Raw genomic sequence first — 16,489 nt, 5'->3', positions numbered from 1 at the left:
CCTAAGCCTCAGCCTCTTCTTCTTGCGCACGCTGTGCAACTGGCAGATAAGTACGCAACATAGAATCAATAACGCGAGGATTTTGACCTTCTTGAATAGCTAGCAGCGCATCAATAATCAGTGCTTTACTGAGTGCTTCCTCATTCCTTCGAATAGTCAGTTTGTCAGCAATTGGTATTGCAATCATATTGGCAATCACAGCGCCATAGAGTGTTGTCAACAGTGCAACTGCCATGGCTGGGCCTATAGACTTGGGGTCATCCATGTTAGACAGCATTTGTACTAAACCAATAAGCGTGCCAATCATCCCCATTGCAGGCGCAACATCCCCCATCGCTGAAAAAATTTTGGCACCCGTTTCATGTCTTGTAACGGCTAAGGCCATATCCCTTGAAAGTAGGCGCTTTACTACTACAGGATCATGACCGTCGACCAGAAGTTGTAAGCCGTACTTTAAAAAAGGATGGCCAACTTCTTTTTCCTCAAGCGCAAGCAGTCCTGATTTACGTGCAAGTTCTGATAGCCCAACAATCTCTTCGATCAATGCTGGCAAATCAAGGGGGACAAATTTAAATGATTTTCCAGCAATGCCCATGGCCCCGAAAAACTGCTTAAGATTAAACTTCATTAATACGACAAATAACGTACCAATAATTACTATCAGGATAGAGGGTACATTAATGAATACAAGCGCTGAGCCACCAAATAGAATGGCAGCAAGGACAATGGCAAAGCCACCGAGCAAGCCCGCTAAGGTCGCTAAATCCACTGAACACTCCTAGTGAAAGCTGTATATATCATGATGATATCTATGCTATTGCCCAATACGATTTGGCCCGCATAGCAAGTAGTTAAACGTTATGAACTAAGAAGTATGAAACAAGAACGTTCAATCTTTTTACCCCCAAAAAAGATCGCTTGCAACCGGAAATACTAAACGTTAGTAAGCTGCAAAACCTTATTATGGTTGGATGAAAACTAGCCTTGAACTGTGTTTGTAATTCTAGACGGTATTTTCAATACCTGCTCAGCTGAGAACACAGTCATACATCCCCTGGAGTCCATTGACCAAAATCAAACTGTCGGGTACTGTTGCGTGCTTGATGAATACGACAGGATGACCATCATGCCCCGGAAAAAACAAGCGCTTGACTTCGAGCAATCCCTTCAGGCACTGGAAAAACTTGTCGAACAGCTGGAGTCTGGTGAACTATCACTAGAAGAGTCCTTGCAAACCTTTGAACAAGGCATCAAACTCACTCGACAATGCCAAGAGGCTCTAAAAGAAGCTGAGCAAAAAGTGCAGCTTTTAGTTGAGAAAAAAGACTCTCTTTCTACACAACCCTTTGCGGAAGAAGATGACGCGTAATAATGTCCTTAAGTAAACTCATCACTCATTATCAGCAACGTATTGAGCAGCAGCTTGAGGCGCTTTTAGTTAACTATGCCTCTCCAGCTAAAACGCTCCAAAAAGCGATGCGCTATGCCGTTCTGGGTGGTGGAAAGCGGATTCGCCCCGTTTTAGTTTATGCCAGTACAGAAGCTTGTGGCGGACATATCGAACTTGCCGATCCTGCAGCTTGTGCCGTAGAGCTCATTCATGCCTACTCGCTGGTGCATGATGACCTTCCCGCAATGGATGATGATGACTTGCGTCGAGGACAACCTACCTGCCATAAAGCCTTTGATGAGGCAACCGCAATCTTAACGGGTGATGCTCTACAAAGCTTAGCCTTTCAGGCTATTATTGATACTCCTAACGACACTGCCAAGCTATCACTCAGTCAACAGCTCGCCCAGCTAAAAGTACTGACGGTTGCGGCAGGGGCAAATGGCATGGTTGCAGGGCAAGCACTTGATCTTGCAGCTGTTGGCAAGCAACATATGTTATTAGCCGATTTAGAGCAAATCCATCGCCATAAAACCGGTGCTTTAATTAGAGCAAGTGTCCAGCTTGGTGCTATTACCGCCAATGCCACAGCAGAGCAACATCAGGCCCTAACACATTTTGCGGATTGTATTGGACTTGCGTTTCAAGTAAAGGATGACATTCTGGATGTAGAAATGGATACCAGTGTACTTGGCAAACAGCAAGGGGCAGATGCAGCAAAAGATAAACCAACCTACCCAGCGTTATTAGGACTGGAAATTGCCCGACAAAAAGCGCAGGATCTCTACCATGAAGCAGTCAGCGCACTATCTATCTTCGATGATCGCGCAGCACCGCTACGAGAACTCGCCTCGTTTATTATTGAACGACGTCACTAATGTCGCAACAATATGGCTAAGTGTTTTATTAAACACGCAGAAAAGGTATATTGCAGAGGTTTACACCACCATTAACTAAACCGCCAATATAACCATCAATCAAATCAACCCTTAAACCTATGTGCCTAGCTTGAAGAACAAACTAACAATGACAAGATTAAGCACTATTTGAGTTCGTGATTGCCCATGTTCCACGACATACCACGCAGCAAACCAGAAACACCTCTGCTAGATACTATCAGTTCGCCTGAGCAGTTAAAGCAGCTTCCTGAAGCTAAATTGACTGAGTTAGCTAACGAATTACGACAATATTTACTGTTCTGTGTTGGACAAACAGGTGGACATTTTGGTGCTGGACTTGGTGTTATTGAACTGACCATTGCCCTTCACTATGTTTTTAACACACCCAGTGACCGCTTAGTATGGGATGTTGGGCACCAAGCTTACCCACATAAAATTCTTACTGAACGCCGTGATTTGATACATACTCTTCGCCAGCAAGGTGGTTTGGCAGGCTTTCCTAAGCGTTCTGAAAGTGAATATGACACTTTCGGTGTTGGTCATTCCAGTACCTCAATCAGTGCGGCATTAGGCATGGCCATTGGCGCCCAACTTCAACAGCAAGAGCGCAAAACAGTAGCCATCATTGGTGATGGAGCGATGACTGCAGGCATGGCATTTGAAGCACTTAATCATGCTTCAGATGTTGGCGCTGATATGCTGGTTATTCTTAATGATAACGATATGTCCATTTCAGATAATGTGGGTGGACTATCCAATTATTTTGCCAAAATTCTTGCCAGCAAAATGTACCATTCGGTGCGAGAAGGCAGTAAAAAAGTCTTAAAAAAAATGCCAAAAGCATGGGAATTAGCAAGCCGTACTGAAGAGCATTTTAAAGGCATGGTTGTGCCTGGCACGTTATTCGAGGAGTTAGGCTTCAACTATATTGGCCCAATTAATGGCCACGACTTAGATACGTTAGTTCATACCTTAAAGAATATTAAAGAGCTTAAAGGTCCTCAGTTTTTGCATGTTGTGACGACCAAAGGCAAAGGCTTTATCCCTGCTGAAGAAGACCCTATTGGCTACCATGCTATCACCAAACTAGAGCCATCCCCTCCGGTTCAGCCTATTGAGCCGCTGGTGAAAAAGCCGAAATTTTCTAATATATTCGGGCAGTGGCTTTGTGATATGGCAGAAGTCGATTCTAAATTGGTGGGTATCACACCCGCCATGAAAGAAGGCTCTGACCTGATTCAGTTTGCAGAGCAATATCCTGAACGTTACTTCGATGTGGGAATTGCTGAACAGCATGCCGTAACCCTTGCTGCAGGTATTGCCTGCGAGGGAGGTAAACCCGTTATAGCGATTTACTCCACTTTTTTGCAGCGTGCTTATGATCAGCTAATTCATGACGTCGCAATCCAAAATCTGGATGTATTATTTGCAATAGATCGAGCGGGACTTGTGGGTGAAGATGGCCCAACTCATGCCGGTTGCTATGATATTCCCTTTATGCGCTGTATTCCTAACATGCTGATTATGGCACCAGCCAATGAGGATGAAACCCGAAAAATGTTAAGTACAGGGTTTAAGTATAAAGGCCCTGCTGCAGTTCGTTATCCCAGAGGAACAGGACCAGGGACACCCATAGAGCAGTCTTTAGCTACACTGCCTATTGGCAAAGGTGAAATAACAAAGCAAGGAAAGAATGTCGCTATTCTTGCGTTTGGAACCTTACTTACTGAAGCTGAGGCTGCAGCTGCTGAGCTTGGAGCAACAGTAGCTAACATGCGTTTCATCAAGCCTTTGGATGAAATACTTATCAATGAACTAAGCAAAAATCACCAGCTACTGGTCACACTTGAAGAAGGCGCCATTATGGGTGGTGCTGGTTCAGCTGTTAATGAGTTCCTGCAAGCAGCTAATATCACAATTCCAGTAATCAATTTAGGTATTCCTGATCGCTACATTGAACATGGTAAACCAAAACACCAGCTGGCTGAGTGTGGGCTAACAAAAGACGGCATTATCAGTGCCGTGGAGGCTAGACTAAAATTGCTATCATTAGGCAATAGCTCAACAGCTTAATTATTCTCCCCCGCCATACTCTTTACTTCACTAAAGAGTATCATTACAAAAAAATCACCTTAAAAAGGTAGTCTTGCGAAAGGCTACCTTTTACGACTCACAATACAGTTTATGTAACACCGAAATTATTTCTGTAACTTCATAACTATTGAGCGCATAAAAAATGGTTTGCGCATCTCGGCGCGTTTTAACTAACGACTCCTGACGCAACCAAGATAAATGCTGTGACAATGTTGATTGCGGCATTGGAAATAATGCATTTAATTGGGAAACAGATAACTCTTTTTCTTGTAAAGCACATAAAATCATCAAACGATGTTTATGCCCTACTGCTTTTAAGACCTTTACGGCTCGATCTACGTTACTTTCCCATTTTGCATAATCATTCATTACTACTTTACCATTATTTAACGTGTTAATTGCGCCAACAATGGAGAGCATTTCATACCCACAAGCATGGCACCTATAAAAGCGAGAATTTTTAAATCACCACCACTTAAATTTGCCAATGCAGGTCCAGGACAAATACCAGAAACACCCCATCCAATACCAAAAATAATACTGCCCACAACTAGTGATTTATCAATAGTTTTTTTCGCTGGCAAGAAAAACTGTTCATCCAGAAGAGGTTTGCTTTTAGGTTTTACCCATACTAAATAACCCATAACGTAAATAAATAATGCGCCAGCCATTACCAGTGCCAAGCTAGGGTCCCAGTCTCCCGAAATATCCAGAAAGTTTAACACTTTTTGAGGGTTAACCATTTGCGCTACGGTTAAGCCTATTCCAAAAAGTACCCCACAACAAAGTGCAACAATTTTATTCAAACCCTGCCCCCTCATAAATTAAAGGAATACATGCCGAGACAAAAAGACAACGAGCCCAGCCGTTGTCATAAATAACAACGTTGCGACTATTGATCTTAAAGAGCCACGACCTATTCCACAGATGCCATGGCCACTGGTGCAACCAGAACCGATTTGGGTACCTATCCCGACTAAAAAACCACCAACAAGTACTGCTCCCCAAGACAAAGACAAATCAGATGGCAAAGAAAAGCCTAGCTTTGAAGCAAAAAAAGCACCTAGAACAATCCCTAAAATAAAAAGCCACCGCCAACTTAAATCAGCTTGCTTAAGCTTTACAGCACCATTAACAATGCCAGATATACCTGCAATACGACCATTTAACCAAAGCAACAAAAATGCTGAGAGACCTATGGCTAGACCACCAATAAGTGCTGAATAAGGTGTAAACGATGTCATGATAATCCCTTTTTTAAATCCACATTTTTTAAAATTAATTTGGCAAACACTCCGAGAAGCAACCAGTCTTCTCATCAAAAGCATGTGAAGGCTTATTCTTATTGTTCTATCAAACTATATATTGTATTTCGCAAATATACAATATATAAATAAGCTATCAGTATCAGCCAGCATTAGAAAGGAAAAAAAAGCTTTAGCTAACTATGCTAAAGCCTCGATACGATGGGTAAGATAAAAAAGATGGATGAAGCTCTAAGGAAATAAATGCCCTAATTTTCCAGCCTTTACCGCTAAATATCGTTCATTATGTGGGTTTTGACCAGTCTGTAAGGGAATACGCTCAACAACCTCCACTCCTTGCTGCTCCAGCGCTTGGACTTTTCGGGGGTTATTCGTTAATAAACGAACCTGTGAAACACCCAAATGACTTAACATGGCTTTACACATATCATACTTACGCAAGTCAGCTGCAAAGCCCAGGCGCTCATTGGCTTCTACAGTATCAGCGCCACCATCTTGCAGCTCATACGCTTTTATTTTGTTTAGCAAACCAATACCACGACCTTCCTGTCGAAGATAAAGCAACAATCCTCTGCCATTTTCAGCAATGGTTTGTAAAGCAGTCTGCAACTGAGCACCACAATCACATCGCAAACTAAACAGTGCATCACCTGTAAGACACTCTGAATGTACCCTCATTAGCACAGGCTTTTCAGATGAGATATCTCCCATTGATAAGGCGACATGCTCTTTTCCTGTATGTTCATCTGCAAAACCATGGAGTGTAAATATGCCAAATGGTGTGGGTAATTGGGATGCAGCAACAAATGATACGGTCACACAAGACTCCTAGCTAATTCTTACTGCCTGCAAGCTACAACAACTCATTAAAAGTCTTTAGTTTCAACTGGAACGTGGCTGCATTATGCTGCTCGGTAGTATACTCCTCTTATTGGGTATACAAGCACTCTGGGTAGCCAAAAATACTCTACAGTTTCTGTGTATACTTACAGGAAAGAAACAATAATAAAGCGAGACCTTTATTTTTCCTCAAGATACATAATGCCATCTTGTTTTATCATTTTCACTTTGTTTAAAAAGTTTGTGCCCAGTAGTATTTCACGTGGAGAATCACCTTCAATCACCGCCGCTTCAAGGTTATAGTGAACAATACCTTGCACCTCAACCTTATGTAACATGACGTTAAATGTTCTTACTGTACCACCCGCAGTGGATGCTGCCGAAAGTGTTCCATGTTTTATGTAGTTAATATTCAGCTTTTTCGCATGTTCAGAGTTCATTGCAATTAAGCTTGCCCCTGTATCAACCAGCATACGAATGGGCATACCATTAATAGTTCCGTGAGTATAATAGCTTCCATGGTTATCTTTAAGAATAGAAATACGCTTTTTAACGGGTGCACTAAATCCTTCTGAGTAATCTCTAGAAAGTGGGAATACTTTTTGAACACCGTCAATTTCAAGGGTCGCAGAAGCTGTATCTGCTGAGATTAAACGAACCCCCTGCTTAGCCGGCTTACCTACTTTCAATAAGTGGCGCTGGCCATTAATATTTACAACTGCAGCACCATTATTAAATAAGCCAATAACCTGAACATGAGGAGCAGCCTCTGCTGTAAGCCAGATAAAAAAAACAAAACTGCTAAGCACTAGCCTCAAGACGCGAACCATAACAACTCCTGACTGCAATACCTTTTTGATTATAGTTGACTGTTACCACTCAGCACGACGCCTGAAAATATGATTACCCAAAAAGCAAAACCAATAGCTGAGCTGTACACAATCCCATTACCCCAGCCATTACATCATCTAGCATGATGCCTAACCCTCCGTGAACATGCTTATCGACCCAGCGAATAGGCCATGGCTTAATGATGTCAAATATTCTAAATAAAATGACGCCTATCAAAACCCAAAACCAGTGGCTGGGTATCGCAAATAAGGTTATCCATAATCCAACAAACTCATCGCAAACAATTCCTGGGTGATCATGCACCCCCAGTTTGGCTGAAGCGATTCCACATAGCCAAATACCCAATACCGCAGCCAATAAAACAACAACTGCATAGCTAGCCAAAGGTAACCCCTGAAACAGCCACCAGAAAGGCAACGCCGCTATTGTACCAACAGTGCCAGGCGCTTTTGGTGATAAACCACTGCCCAGACCAAATGCCAGCCAGAGTCTTGGATCACGTCCTAATGTTGTAGGAGTAACCGCCTTCATATCTCTGTAACTCCTTAATGCAGATTTATACCTTTGCCTTTAGAGGCTGTTGCAAAACTACTGCGCTTGCAAATACTGCGTTAAAAATCGGCTCAAAGTACTCATTTATTAAGTATAAACTCCGCCTTTTCGCCGATTTTTGCCTTGTCTTTGCTTCGCTCATAACCTTTTGCGACACCCTCTTTAATTAAGAGAGAAGCGTTAATTGAAATGTTGATAACCCTGCTGGGAAATGCTCACAGGCTGGCCTGATGTAGTGAAAACACCTGGTGTCTCGATGATTTGCCCGATACGCGATACTGGGCAGAGGGGTGATAAGGAATGAGTGATATCTCCAGCGAGATGTGGAGGCGCAGTAAAGCAAAGCTCATAGTCATCCCCGCCTGTAAGCATTATTTGTTGCTGCTTTTCAAGCTCTGGCAACAGCTGTTGTAAAGCCTGAGAGGCAGGTAAAGATGAGAAGTCTAACTGAGCCCCTACCTGGCTCATTGTTAATATATGGCCTAAGTCAGCCAGTAGCCCATCGGAAATATCAATTGCACACCGACAACCCAGCGCTACAGCTTTTTGCGCCTCAACCACCCTGGGCGTTGGGAAATAATAACGATTCCACAATGTTCGCAGGTTTTCGTCAGTAGGCTTTTCCTCTAAGCCCTGTTGCAGATAGGGTAACCAGGCTGCCGCATCACCCAATGTACCTGTAACCCAGATGTCATCTCCGGGTTTCGCACACTGTCGGGATAACCATTTTTCTTTTTTAACTAAACCATGAACTTGAAGCGTAATGGTTAGTGGGCCTCGCGTAGTGTCCCCACCAATCAGTGAAATACCCACTTTCTGGGCCAACGTTTGCAAACCTTCAGCAAAGCCTGCTAGCCAGTCAGAATTCGCTTCAGGTAGCGTCAAACCCAAGGTAAACCAAGCAGGTTCTGCCCCCATAGCCGCCAGGTCACTTACTGTAATAGCCAAAGCTCGATAACCGATCAACTCAGGTGAAGCCACTGCAGGAAAGTGAACATCAGCAACCAGTGTATCCATTGAAACCACCAGCTGATACCCTTCAGGTACAGACATAACGGCACAATCATCACCAATCCCTAACTGAGGAGACCATGGCCCGGCATTTGCCAAGCCTGGTTGCTGAAAATATCGCGCAATCAAGCCAAACTCAGATAACACTCGTTACTTGCCTCGCAGTGCACGCATTTCTTCCATTCGTGCTCTAGCAGCTACCTTATCCAAAATACCATTGACATAACGGTGGCTTTCTTCAGCACCATAGCGCTTTGCAAGTTCAATGGATTCGTTGATGACGACCTTGTAGGGCACATCTAAACGAAACATTAACTCAAACGTTCCTATCCTTAGTGTTGTCAGCTCAATAGGATCTAACTCGTCAAAATTTCTATCCAAAAAAGGCTCAAATCCATCCTGAACTACTTTTAAATTACGTGGTATTCCATGCAGCAGCTCAGAAAAATAGCCAAGATCAACTTTCGACATATCATAGTCAGTACGGAACTGCGCATCGATATCTGTCAAGCTGGCCCCCGCCATATGCCATTGATATAAGGCTTGTAGCGCGTATTGACGAGCCCTTCTCCGCTCAGAAGGTTTTGGCTTGGCCGCATTGTTTGGATTAGAAACTGTATCGTTCACTTAAGACCCCAGCTGATTAAGTAAGCTAACCATCTCGAATGCAGTCATTGCTGCTTCTTCACCTTTATTACCAGCCTTGGTTCCAGATCGCTCGATAGCCTGTTCAATACTATCAACGGTTAACACGCCAAATGTCACTGGCAGTTCTGCCTCTAGTGACACAACTCCCAGTCCTTTTGCACATTCCCCGGCAACATAATCAAAGTGTGGTGTACCACCACGAATAACTGCTCCTAGTGCAATTATGGCATCATATTTACCTGAGTTGGCAGCTTTCTTCACAACCAAAGGCATCTCAAAAGCACCAGGGCAGCGAATAACAGTAATATGATCTTTCGCAACCCCATGACGCAGGAGGGCATCCAAAGCACCTTGCAACAAGCTTTCTACAACAAAGGCGTTCCAGCGTGTTACAACAATTGCATATCTCCCATCGTTAGGTGTTAACACCCCTTCGAGGGTTGTTATGTCTGACATAGTTTCCTCGTAAACAAAGACGACGTATATCGCTTAACCAATGATGTCACACTCTATCCCTTCGTTTTGGATAGATTAAGTGCAACTAATATATTCCACAATTTCCAGGTCAAACCCAGAAATTGCACTAAATTTTATGGGTGAGCTCATTAGGCGCATTTTAGTTACACCCAATAGGCGTAAAATCTGTGAGCCTGTGCCTACGGTCAAATAGGCGCCACTACTATTAAATGCAGGATTTCTTGGCCCTTTTTTATCTGGATAAAAGAAGCGTTGCATACTTCCAGCAAAGTCAATGGTTTGCTCAGAGTCTAAAAGAACAACAACCCCTCTACCCTCTTCTGCAACTACTTTCAACGCTCTTTGAAACGTCCAGCGTGGGGACTCAGCTTTTTGGGCCCCTAGTAAATCTCGGAAAGCATCCGCCACATGAACACGCACTAAAACAGGTTCATCGGTACTCACATCGCCTTTGACCAAGGCAAGGTGAGTTTGATCTTGAACCGTATCGTGGAAAACCACCAACTCAAACTCGCCAAACTCAGTAAGCACTGGCTGTCGTTGTGTCTCGACAACGGTCTTTTCATGTAAAATTCGATACTGGATTAGCTCAGCGATCGTTCCAATTTTCAGCTGGTGCTTTTCTGCAAAAAGCTCCAGGTCAGGGCGACGCGCCATAGTACCATCTTCGTTCATAATTTCCACAATCACTGCTGCTGGAGTCAGCCCTGCTAGCCGGGCCAAATCACAACCCGCTTCAGTATGACCTGCACGACTGAGGACCCCCCCAGGTTGAGCGCGTAATGGGAAAATATGCCCAGGCTGAACGATATCCTCTGGCTTAGCATTGGGGTCAACGGCCACTTGAATTGTTCTTGCCCGATCAGCCGCTGAAATACCTGTTGTTACTCCCTCCGCGGCTTCAATTGATACTGTAAAATGAGTCCCAAATGGTGTTTTATTGGCTGGCACCATAGGTGTCAAACCCAGGTAGTCACAGCGTTCAGTCGTCATAGGTAAACAAACCAAACCGCGTGCATGGGTTACCATAAAGTTGACTGCTTCGGGTGTCACTAAATCAGCAGCCATAATTAAATCACCTTCATTTTCCCGGTCTTCATCATCCATCAAGATGATCATTTTTCCTAATCGAAGATCTTCAAGAAGCTCAGGGATGGTATTTAATTTCATGGCTACTCCTAAACAGTCACGGCACTATTATTGAGTTTTTACTGAAGTATTGAGTTTTTATTTAATACTGAGTTTGTAGTTAATTTTATCGTTACAAATTACATTAAACAGGGCCAGCGAAAATAAGCGCTTTACGATAATTTTTTTTGCCAGCTATCGTTTTCTTGGCGTTAAAAAACCATGTTCAGCTAAAAAATCAGAGGTGATTGAAGATGATGGCATATCCGGCTCTGCAGCCTTATCGCCTAACAGTAAACGTTCAAGGTGTCTGGCTATAATATCGACTTCAAGGTTTACCTTATTTCCTTCTCGATAGTACTGAATAATCGTTTCGTTAATGGTGTGGGGTACAATATTGAGTTCAAACCAACTGCCGTTTACTCGATTCACCGTTAAACTTGTACCATCAACGGTGATTGAGCCTTTTGCAGCAATATATTTTGCCAATCCTTTAGGCGCTACAATGCCCAAACGCCAAGAGCGACCTTCCACCTTCAATGTATTGACTTCGCCTACTCCATCAACATGGCCACTGACAATATGTCCACCAAGATGAGAAGTTGGCATTAATGCTTGTTCAAGATTAACCTTTTTACCCACTTGCCAGAATGCTACTGTCGTGCAATCCAACGTTTCTTTAGAGACGTCCGCCCAAAAACCTTTGTCAGTAATTTTCGTTACAGTTAAACAAACACCATTGGTAGCAATACTATCCCCTAGAGCCACAGCACTCATATCAAATGAGCCAGCCTCAATGTGAAGGGATACATCATGGTTGTGTGGTTGAACCTTAAGAATTTGGCCAACTGCTTGAACAATACCTGTGAACATAAAACTGCCTATCAGAACCGCCAGCTATTTTTAGTGGGGTATCAAAAACACCACGCATATACTGCACTCAGCTTATCAAACAGCACTATTAACCAGGTTATTCATAAGCAGGATATGCAATCAACCGCCAATCATCGCCCACTTGTCGCCAATCAGCAATCTTAAGTTTGACTTTATCAAGCATGGAATTCCAGTGGGGGGTATAGAAAACAGGTCGTGTTTGACTCCCCATTAATACAGGTGCGGTATAAATGACCAGCTCATCAATTAATTGCTCTGCCAAAAATGCACCCGCCAGCCTTGCCCCTGCTTCAAGCAAAACATCATTAATTTCTGCTTGTGCGAGTTTTTTCAGCACTGCGGTCAGGTGAATCTTCTCTGAGCTGTCATGTTCCATTTCCCACAGCTCAATACCTTTCTCTCTCAAAGCGCGTTGTTGATCAATCGCAACTCCTGGGGAGTGCACAATAATAACTTTTCCTTTGGTATGAAGCAGCCTTGCCGTCAAGGGAATTCGCAACTGACTATCAAGAAGCACACGCACAGGGGGGAATTTTTGCTCGGTAATTTCGGGTAACTGTTCCTTAGTCAGGCGCACATTAAGTGCTGGGTCATCAGCCAGCACAGTACCAATACCTGTAATGACTGCAGCACTCTTTGCTCTAAGTTTATGCACATCAACTCTGGCAGCTGGGCCTGTTATCCACTGGCTTTCACCATTTTCCATGGCGGTAGCACCATCTAAACTCATAGCCGCTTTACAACGTACATAAGGTAAACCCTCACACATACGTTTTATAAAACCTGCATTAAGTGCTTTTGCCTCTGCTTCAAGCACACCACAGATGACATCTATACCCGCCGCTTGTAAATACTCTATCCCTTTTCCTGCCACTAAGGGGTTTGGGTCTTCCATTGCAATAACAACCCGTCTGACACCGGCAGCAACCAAAGCATCACTGCAAGGCGGTGTCCTCCCATGGTGACTACAAGGCTCTAAAGTAACATAAACGGTAGCGCCTTTAGCCGCGCCAGCAGGAAGACAATTAAGTGCTTCAAGCTCAGCATGAGGCTCCCCAGCCCGTTTATGCCAACCTGATGCAATAATCTGCTCATTAATGGTAATTACACAACCTACACGGGGATTGGGATGCGTAGAGTAAGTACCTTTAGCCGCCAGCTGAAGGGCTTTCGCCATCATGGCTTGATCAAGGGCAGAGACTATCGACATAACTTACTGTTCTGAAGATTTCAAATGATCAGTTGAATGCTGAGGCTCTTTTTCCAAACGGTCAATTTCTTCACGAAACTCATTAAGATCTTTAAAGCGCCGATAAACCGATGCAAAGCGAATATAAGCTACTTCATCCAGCTTTTGTAACTCGCGCATCACCAGCTCTCCTACAATCAGAGACTCTACCTCCCGATCACCGCAGGCGCGTAGATTATGCATAATGCGATTGATGGCTTCCTCAATCTTTTCAACACTTACAGGACGCTTTTCCAACGAACGAAGCATACCTGCACGAAGTTTATCTTCATCAAAAGGCTCACGACTCCCATCTTGCTTTATTAGTCTTGGCATGACTAATTCAGCCGTTTCATAAGTCGTGAAACGCTCAGTACATGATAGACATTCACGACGACGCCTGACCTGTATACCGTCGGCAACGAGTCGTGAATCAATGACTTTGGTGTCTTTAGCACCACAAAAAGGACAATGCATGGCTTAACTAAATCCCTGAAACACTATAAAGAGCAAGTCAAGCGCAATCGACAAACCATGGTAATAGATTTATTTGATGTAGACTGCTGTAATCATAGTACAGATATATTTAACTAACACAAGTCTATTGTCGTAATTTTCTATCCGGCCTAATCCTTTCGGCATATTGTCACTTTTCTATGTCACGTTATTTCAATTACCGATGCTTTTTTAAAAGGAGCAGGCAACAATGGCAAAATCACTTGATCAATGGTTTACTGAATACAGTGCAAGTCACCAACACCCGTTAAACAAAAAAATTCACTTTATTGCTGTACCCACTATTTATGCCACTGTTATTGCTTTACTGTGGTCAATCCCCTTACCTGAAATACTCACTCCTTTTGCCTGGGCTAACATAGGTACTCTATCTGTACTCTTGATCATCGCTTTTTATTGCACATTATCAGCTAAGCTCAGTATTATCATGATGTGTTTTTCCGGAATTATACTTTTAATGTGTTATTGGCTAACATTGAATAGCCCTTGGCCTCTATGGCTGGTAGCCCTGGCACTCTTTATCTTCATGTGGATACTTCAGTTTATTGGGCATGCTGTTGAAGGTAAAAAACCTTCTTTTTTTAAAGACCTACAGTTTCTATTAATTGGACCAGCCTGGGTTATGGCCTATTTATTTAAAGGGCTAAAGTAAAAAAACTAACTGCAATGATCATTAACTTCAGCCTGGTATAACTTAGTTTCTTTCATTGCTTATACCCTGATATTACCACCCCAGTCGTATCGTGAATAAAGACGCCTGGGGTATAATAATGATCTGCTAACTTGCTGACACTACTGTACTATCAGTTAAAACATCAAAGGAAAAATACTTTTTAAAAACTGCATTTACTCCCCCTAACTGGTCAACGGGTGTTTGTACCTTAGTGCCCCGACTATTTGTTTTTATTAACGTTGTGTCATGCAGTGTGATACGCCCATCGACCAAAGCTTTTGAGCACAGCAAATTGCGTTTAAATTTAGAGGCGAAAGAAGTTTGATGGTAATGGCAACGTTCAGTAAAGTCGCTCAGTGCTACAGGAGTAGAGTGAAAGCGATAGCGTGGTAACCACTGTAGTTGAGTGTACATTTCAAGCACCCAAAAGCCTTCCTTTTGCTGTAAACGATAACGGCCTGAGATATCCGTATGCTCCTTTCCCATTAGCAAAGGCAAAGGTGAACGAAAACTGTCACCAAAACCTACATCCACAAGCCAGGGTTGCTCTAAATTAACTAACAACGCAAGATGATCAAAAGGTGGTGTAAACTCATTTAGTTTTTCATCATACACTTCAGCTGCTACCAGACTAACGCGGTACCCCAGCTCGCTTAACAACCACCCAAACAAACCATTTAACTCAAAACAAAAGCCGCCACGCTGCTGCAAGACTATTTTTTGGTATAACCATGGTAACTTCAGCTCTATCGGTTGACTATAGATAACATTCAGGTTTTCAAACGGCACTTGCTGTAAATGTGCCTGATGTAACTTTCGCAAAAACGTTAATGTAGGTTGCTCCTTTGTACACCCTATACGTCGTAAGTAATTTGAGCTGTCCATATTCTCGTCCTTTTGTTTTAACCTGTGGCTCTTTTCCTAAAAACGTAAATATCAACTACTTTGCCATCCACTTCACCAGCTTGCCTTAGCTTTTGCTCTATTTCAAACCCTAACCGATTGGCTACAGCAATACTGGCTGTATTGTCTGCATGACAGTGAATTTCGATTGTACGTAGCTTTAGCTGAGAAAAGCAGTAATGAACGAGTTTTTCAGCACAACGATGAATAATGCCTTGACCAGTAAAATCTGCATCTAGCCAGTAACCTAATGTGGCTACTCTTTGTTGCCAGTTAATGGTATTTAAACTGACAGAACCAATTAGCTGGTGATTAAAATAAACACCTCCTAACCATATTGTATGAAAGCGCCAACTTTTATCCGCCACGCGGCTCAATAGCCCCTTCACAAAAGCTTCTGTTAGATGAATATCATGCCACCAAAAGAGTCTTGGCAAATTTTTAACGGCTAACTGATGAAATTGTTGAGCATCCTGTGGCTTTAATGTTTCAAGAGTTAGGTGCTTATCCACCTTTAATATAAACACTCATTTTGACCTATTTCTTGTTGCATAGTCTTTGTCATGCCCCCTTCGCCAATGAGTTTTACTCTCCTAGGGTAGCTGAGATTTGTCAAGCGCAAGTCCTACAGCAGACTTCCCCTCAAGCTTCATCACTTGACAGTTGCCCCTAAAATCCTTCGCTGAAGGTAAGCAATCAGCCAATATACAGCCCATAATTAAAATTATTTATTTAGTACAAACATACAAGTATTTATTATCTTAACCAATTGAACTTTAAGAGCGTATTAAATAAAATACCTTACATTGTTTATTTTTCTTCCAACCTACGGCTTACTGTTTTTTAAAACCCCCACCATTGAAAACATGACTAAGTCAGCAGTTACTTAGACTTTATATTTGCGAGATTATCATATAGTAGTTACCAACAGCACCCTTACTAACTCAACAAAAATTAATAAGCGATCATTACTAAATTTTCTAATTTTATTCAAACGATAATACAAAAACGACAGGTTTCAAATGAATTATACTCAAAATAAAGTCCATACGCTTATTATTGGATTTTTATGTTAGTACTCTCTATAAATTATCTAACAGTGCCTATTTAAAGTAGTAA

The 16,489-nt window shown here is 42.7% G+C and carries 20 protein-coding genes; 4 read left to right on the top strand and 16 right to left on the bottom strand.

Translation table 11 applies throughout. The features are described 5' to 3' along the window. Window position 1: 1 nt before the first annotated feature. Window positions 2-769, bottom strand: a complete 768-nt coding sequence (gene pomA, locus KHS79_RS15455) for a flagellar motor protein PomA (protein WP_212720129.1) — start codon at window positions 767-769, stop codon at window positions 2-4. 357 nt (window positions 770-1,126) lie between these two features. Here pomA and KHS79_RS15450 point away from each other — a divergent pair, with 357 nt between their 5' ends. From KHS79_RS15450 to dxs, 3 genes are all read left to right on the top strand, one after another. After that, a complete protein-coding gene (locus KHS79_RS15450; RefSeq protein ID WP_212720128.1) occupies window positions 1,127-1,369 on the top strand; it encodes an exodeoxyribonuclease VII small subunit in 243 nt (80 codons plus the stop codon). A 2-nt stretch (window positions 1,370-1,371) separates the two neighbouring features. Then, a complete protein-coding gene (locus KHS79_RS15445) occupies window positions 1,372-2,268 on the top strand; it encodes a polyprenyl synthetase family protein (protein WP_212720127.1) in 897 nt (298 codons plus the stop codon). Between the two features lie 186 nt (window positions 2,269-2,454). After that, on the top strand, window positions 2,455-4,362 hold the full coding sequence (gene dxs / locus KHS79_RS15440; RefSeq protein WP_212720126.1) for a 1-deoxy-D-xylulose-5-phosphate synthase: 1,908 nt from the start codon (window positions 2,455-2,457) through the stop codon (window positions 4,360-4,362). Between the two features lie 90 nt (window positions 4,363-4,452). Here the strand turns inward: dxs and KHS79_RS15435 are convergent, their stop codons facing one another. From KHS79_RS15435 to nrdR, 13 genes are all read right to left on the bottom strand, one after another. Beyond that, a complete protein-coding gene (locus KHS79_RS15435; protein WP_212720125.1) occupies window positions 4,453-4,752 on the bottom strand; it encodes an ArsR/SmtB family transcription factor in 300 nt (99 codons plus the stop codon). 17 nt (window positions 4,753-4,769) lie between these two features. Further along, complete coding sequence (locus KHS79_RS15430) at window positions 4,770-5,189, bottom strand: YeeE/YedE family protein (protein WP_094786159.1); 420 nt, start codon at window positions 5,187-5,189, stop codon at window positions 4,770-4,772. Window positions 5,190-5,207: 18 nt separating this feature from the next. Further along, a complete protein-coding gene (locus tag KHS79_RS15425; protein WP_212720287.1) occupies window positions 5,208-5,702 on the bottom strand; it encodes a YeeE/YedE family protein in 495 nt (164 codons plus the stop codon). Window positions 5,703-5,879: 177 nt separating this feature from the next. Further along, the gene (gene ribA, locus KHS79_RS15420) at window positions 5,880-6,467 is read right to left on the bottom strand and encodes a GTP cyclohydrolase II (protein ID WP_027707978.1); all 588 of its coding nucleotides are present in this window, start codon (window positions 6,465-6,467) and stop codon (window positions 5,880-5,882) included. Window positions 6,468-6,667: 200 nt separating this feature from the next. Further along, on the bottom strand, window positions 6,668-7,318 hold the full coding sequence (locus KHS79_RS15415; RefSeq protein WP_212720124.1) for a retropepsin-like aspartic protease family protein: 651 nt from the start codon (window positions 7,316-7,318) through the stop codon (window positions 6,668-6,670). Window positions 7,319-7,391: 73 nt separating this feature from the next. After that, entirely contained in the window at window positions 7,392-7,871 is a 480-nt protein-coding gene (locus KHS79_RS15410; protein WP_212720123.1) for a phosphatidylglycerophosphatase A family protein, read from the bottom strand. 201 nt (window positions 7,872-8,072) lie between these two features. Next, window positions 8,073-9,050, bottom strand: coding sequence for a thiamine-phosphate kinase (gene thiL / locus KHS79_RS15405; RefSeq protein WP_212720122.1), 978 nt, complete (start codon window positions 9,048-9,050; stop codon window positions 8,073-8,075). Window positions 9,051-9,053: 3 nt separating this feature from the next. After that, window positions 9,054-9,530: a transcription antitermination factor NusB gene (gene nusB / locus KHS79_RS15400; protein ID WP_212720120.1), complete on the bottom strand. Its 477-nt coding sequence runs from the start codon at window positions 9,528-9,530 to the stop codon at window positions 9,054-9,056. Then, a complete protein-coding gene (gene ribH, locus KHS79_RS15395) occupies window positions 9,531-10,007 on the bottom strand; it encodes a 6,7-dimethyl-8-ribityllumazine synthase (protein WP_027707983.1) in 477 nt (158 codons plus the stop codon). It abuts the gene before it with no gap. 75 nt (window positions 10,008-10,082) lie between these two features. Next, entirely contained in the window at window positions 10,083-11,198 is a 1,116-nt protein-coding gene (gene ribBA / locus KHS79_RS15390) for a bifunctional 3,4-dihydroxy-2-butanone-4-phosphate synthase/GTP cyclohydrolase II (RefSeq protein WP_027707984.1), read from the bottom strand. A gap of 153 nt (window positions 11,199-11,351) precedes the next feature. Beyond that, a complete protein-coding gene (locus KHS79_RS15385; protein WP_212720118.1) occupies window positions 11,352-12,029 on the bottom strand; it encodes a riboflavin synthase in 678 nt (225 codons plus the stop codon). Between the two features lie 97 nt (window positions 12,030-12,126). Beyond that, a complete protein-coding gene (ribD, locus tag KHS79_RS15380; RefSeq protein ID WP_212720116.1) occupies window positions 12,127-13,260 on the bottom strand; it encodes a bifunctional diaminohydroxyphosphoribosylaminopyrimidine deaminase/5-amino-6-(5-phosphoribosylamino)uracil reductase RibD in 1,134 nt (377 codons plus the stop codon). A 3-nt stretch (window positions 13,261-13,263) separates the two neighbouring features. Further along, window positions 13,264-13,755, bottom strand: a complete 492-nt coding sequence (gene nrdR / locus KHS79_RS15375; RefSeq protein ID WP_027707987.1) for a transcriptional regulator NrdR — start codon at window positions 13,753-13,755, stop codon at window positions 13,264-13,266. Between the two features lie 229 nt (window positions 13,756-13,984). Here nrdR and KHS79_RS15370 point away from each other — a divergent pair, with 229 nt between their 5' ends. Then, complete coding sequence (locus KHS79_RS15370) at window positions 13,985-14,446, top strand: Mpo1 family 2-hydroxy fatty acid dioxygenase (protein ID WP_212720114.1); 462 nt, start codon at window positions 13,985-13,987, stop codon at window positions 14,444-14,446. 126 nt (window positions 14,447-14,572) lie between these two features. Here KHS79_RS15370 and KHS79_RS15365 read toward each other — a convergent pair whose 3' ends face one another. Next, on the bottom strand, window positions 14,573-15,352 hold the full coding sequence (locus tag KHS79_RS15365; RefSeq protein ID WP_212720113.1) for an arylamine N-acetyltransferase family protein: 780 nt from the start codon (window positions 15,350-15,352) through the stop codon (window positions 14,573-14,575). Window positions 15,353-15,369: 17 nt separating this feature from the next. Continuing rightward, a complete protein-coding gene (locus KHS79_RS15360) occupies window positions 15,370-15,897 on the bottom strand; it encodes a GNAT family N-acetyltransferase (RefSeq protein ID WP_027707990.1) in 528 nt (175 codons plus the stop codon). Between the last annotated feature and the right edge of the window lie 592 nt (window positions 15,898-16,489).

This window comes from Zooshikella ganghwensis, from assembly GCF_018263875.1.
GTDB classification, from domain to species: domain Bacteria; phylum Pseudomonadota; class Gammaproteobacteria; order Pseudomonadales; family Zooshikellaceae; genus Zooshikella; species Zooshikella ganghwensis.
Note: the sequence above shows the minus strand (reverse complement) of the source record. Positions and strands in the feature narration are given on the sequence as shown.

Excerpts from the sequence above, each read along its gene's own strand:
- KHS79_RS15450 (WP_212720128.1), top strand. The coding sequence starts at position 1,127 with ATGCCCCGGAAAAAACAAGCGCTTGACTTCGAGCAATCCCTTCAGGCA.
- KHS79_RS15445 (WP_212720127.1), top strand. The coding sequence starts at position 1,372 with ATGTCCTTAAGTAAACTCATCACTCATTATCAGCAACGTATTGAGCAG.
- dxs (WP_212720126.1), top strand. The coding sequence starts at position 2,455 with ATGTTCCACGACATACCACGCAGCAAACCAGAAACACCTCTGCTAGAT.
- KHS79_RS15435 (WP_212720125.1), bottom strand. The coding sequence starts at position 4,752 with ATGAATGATTATGCAAAATGGGAAAGTAACGTAGATCGAGCCGTAAAG.
- KHS79_RS15425 (WP_212720287.1), bottom strand. The coding sequence starts at position 5,702 with ATGAGAAGACTGGTTGCTTCTCGGAGTGTTTGCCAAATTAATTTTAAA.
- KHS79_RS15415 (WP_212720124.1), bottom strand. The coding sequence starts at position 7,318 with ATGGTTCGCGTCTTGAGGCTAGTGCTTAGCAGTTTTGTTTTTTTTATC.
- KHS79_RS15410 (WP_212720123.1), bottom strand. The coding sequence starts at position 7,871 with ATGAAGGCGGTTACTCCTACAACATTAGGACGTGATCCAAGACTCTGG.
- ribH (WP_027707983.1), bottom strand. The coding sequence starts at position 10,007 with ATGTCAGACATAACAACCCTCGAAGGGGTGTTAACACCTAACGATGGG.
- ribBA (WP_027707984.1), bottom strand. The coding sequence starts at position 11,198 with ATGAAATTAAATACCATCCCTGAGCTTCTTGAAGATCTTCGATTAGGA.
- KHS79_RS15385 (WP_212720118.1), bottom strand. The coding sequence starts at position 12,029 with ATGTTCACAGGTATTGTTCAAGCAGTTGGCCAAATTCTTAAGGTTCAA.
- ribD (WP_212720116.1), bottom strand. The coding sequence starts at position 13,260 with ATGTCGATAGTCTCTGCCCTTGATCAAGCCATGATGGCGAAAGCCCTT.
- nrdR (WP_027707987.1), bottom strand. The coding sequence starts at position 13,755 with ATGCATTGTCCTTTTTGTGGTGCTAAAGACACCAAAGTCATTGATTCA.
- KHS79_RS15370 (WP_212720114.1), top strand. The coding sequence starts at position 13,985 with ATGGCAAAATCACTTGATCAATGGTTTACTGAATACAGTGCAAGTCAC.
- KHS79_RS15365 (WP_212720113.1), bottom strand. The coding sequence starts at position 15,352 with ATGGACAGCTCAAATTACTTACGACGTATAGGGTGTACAAAGGAGCAA.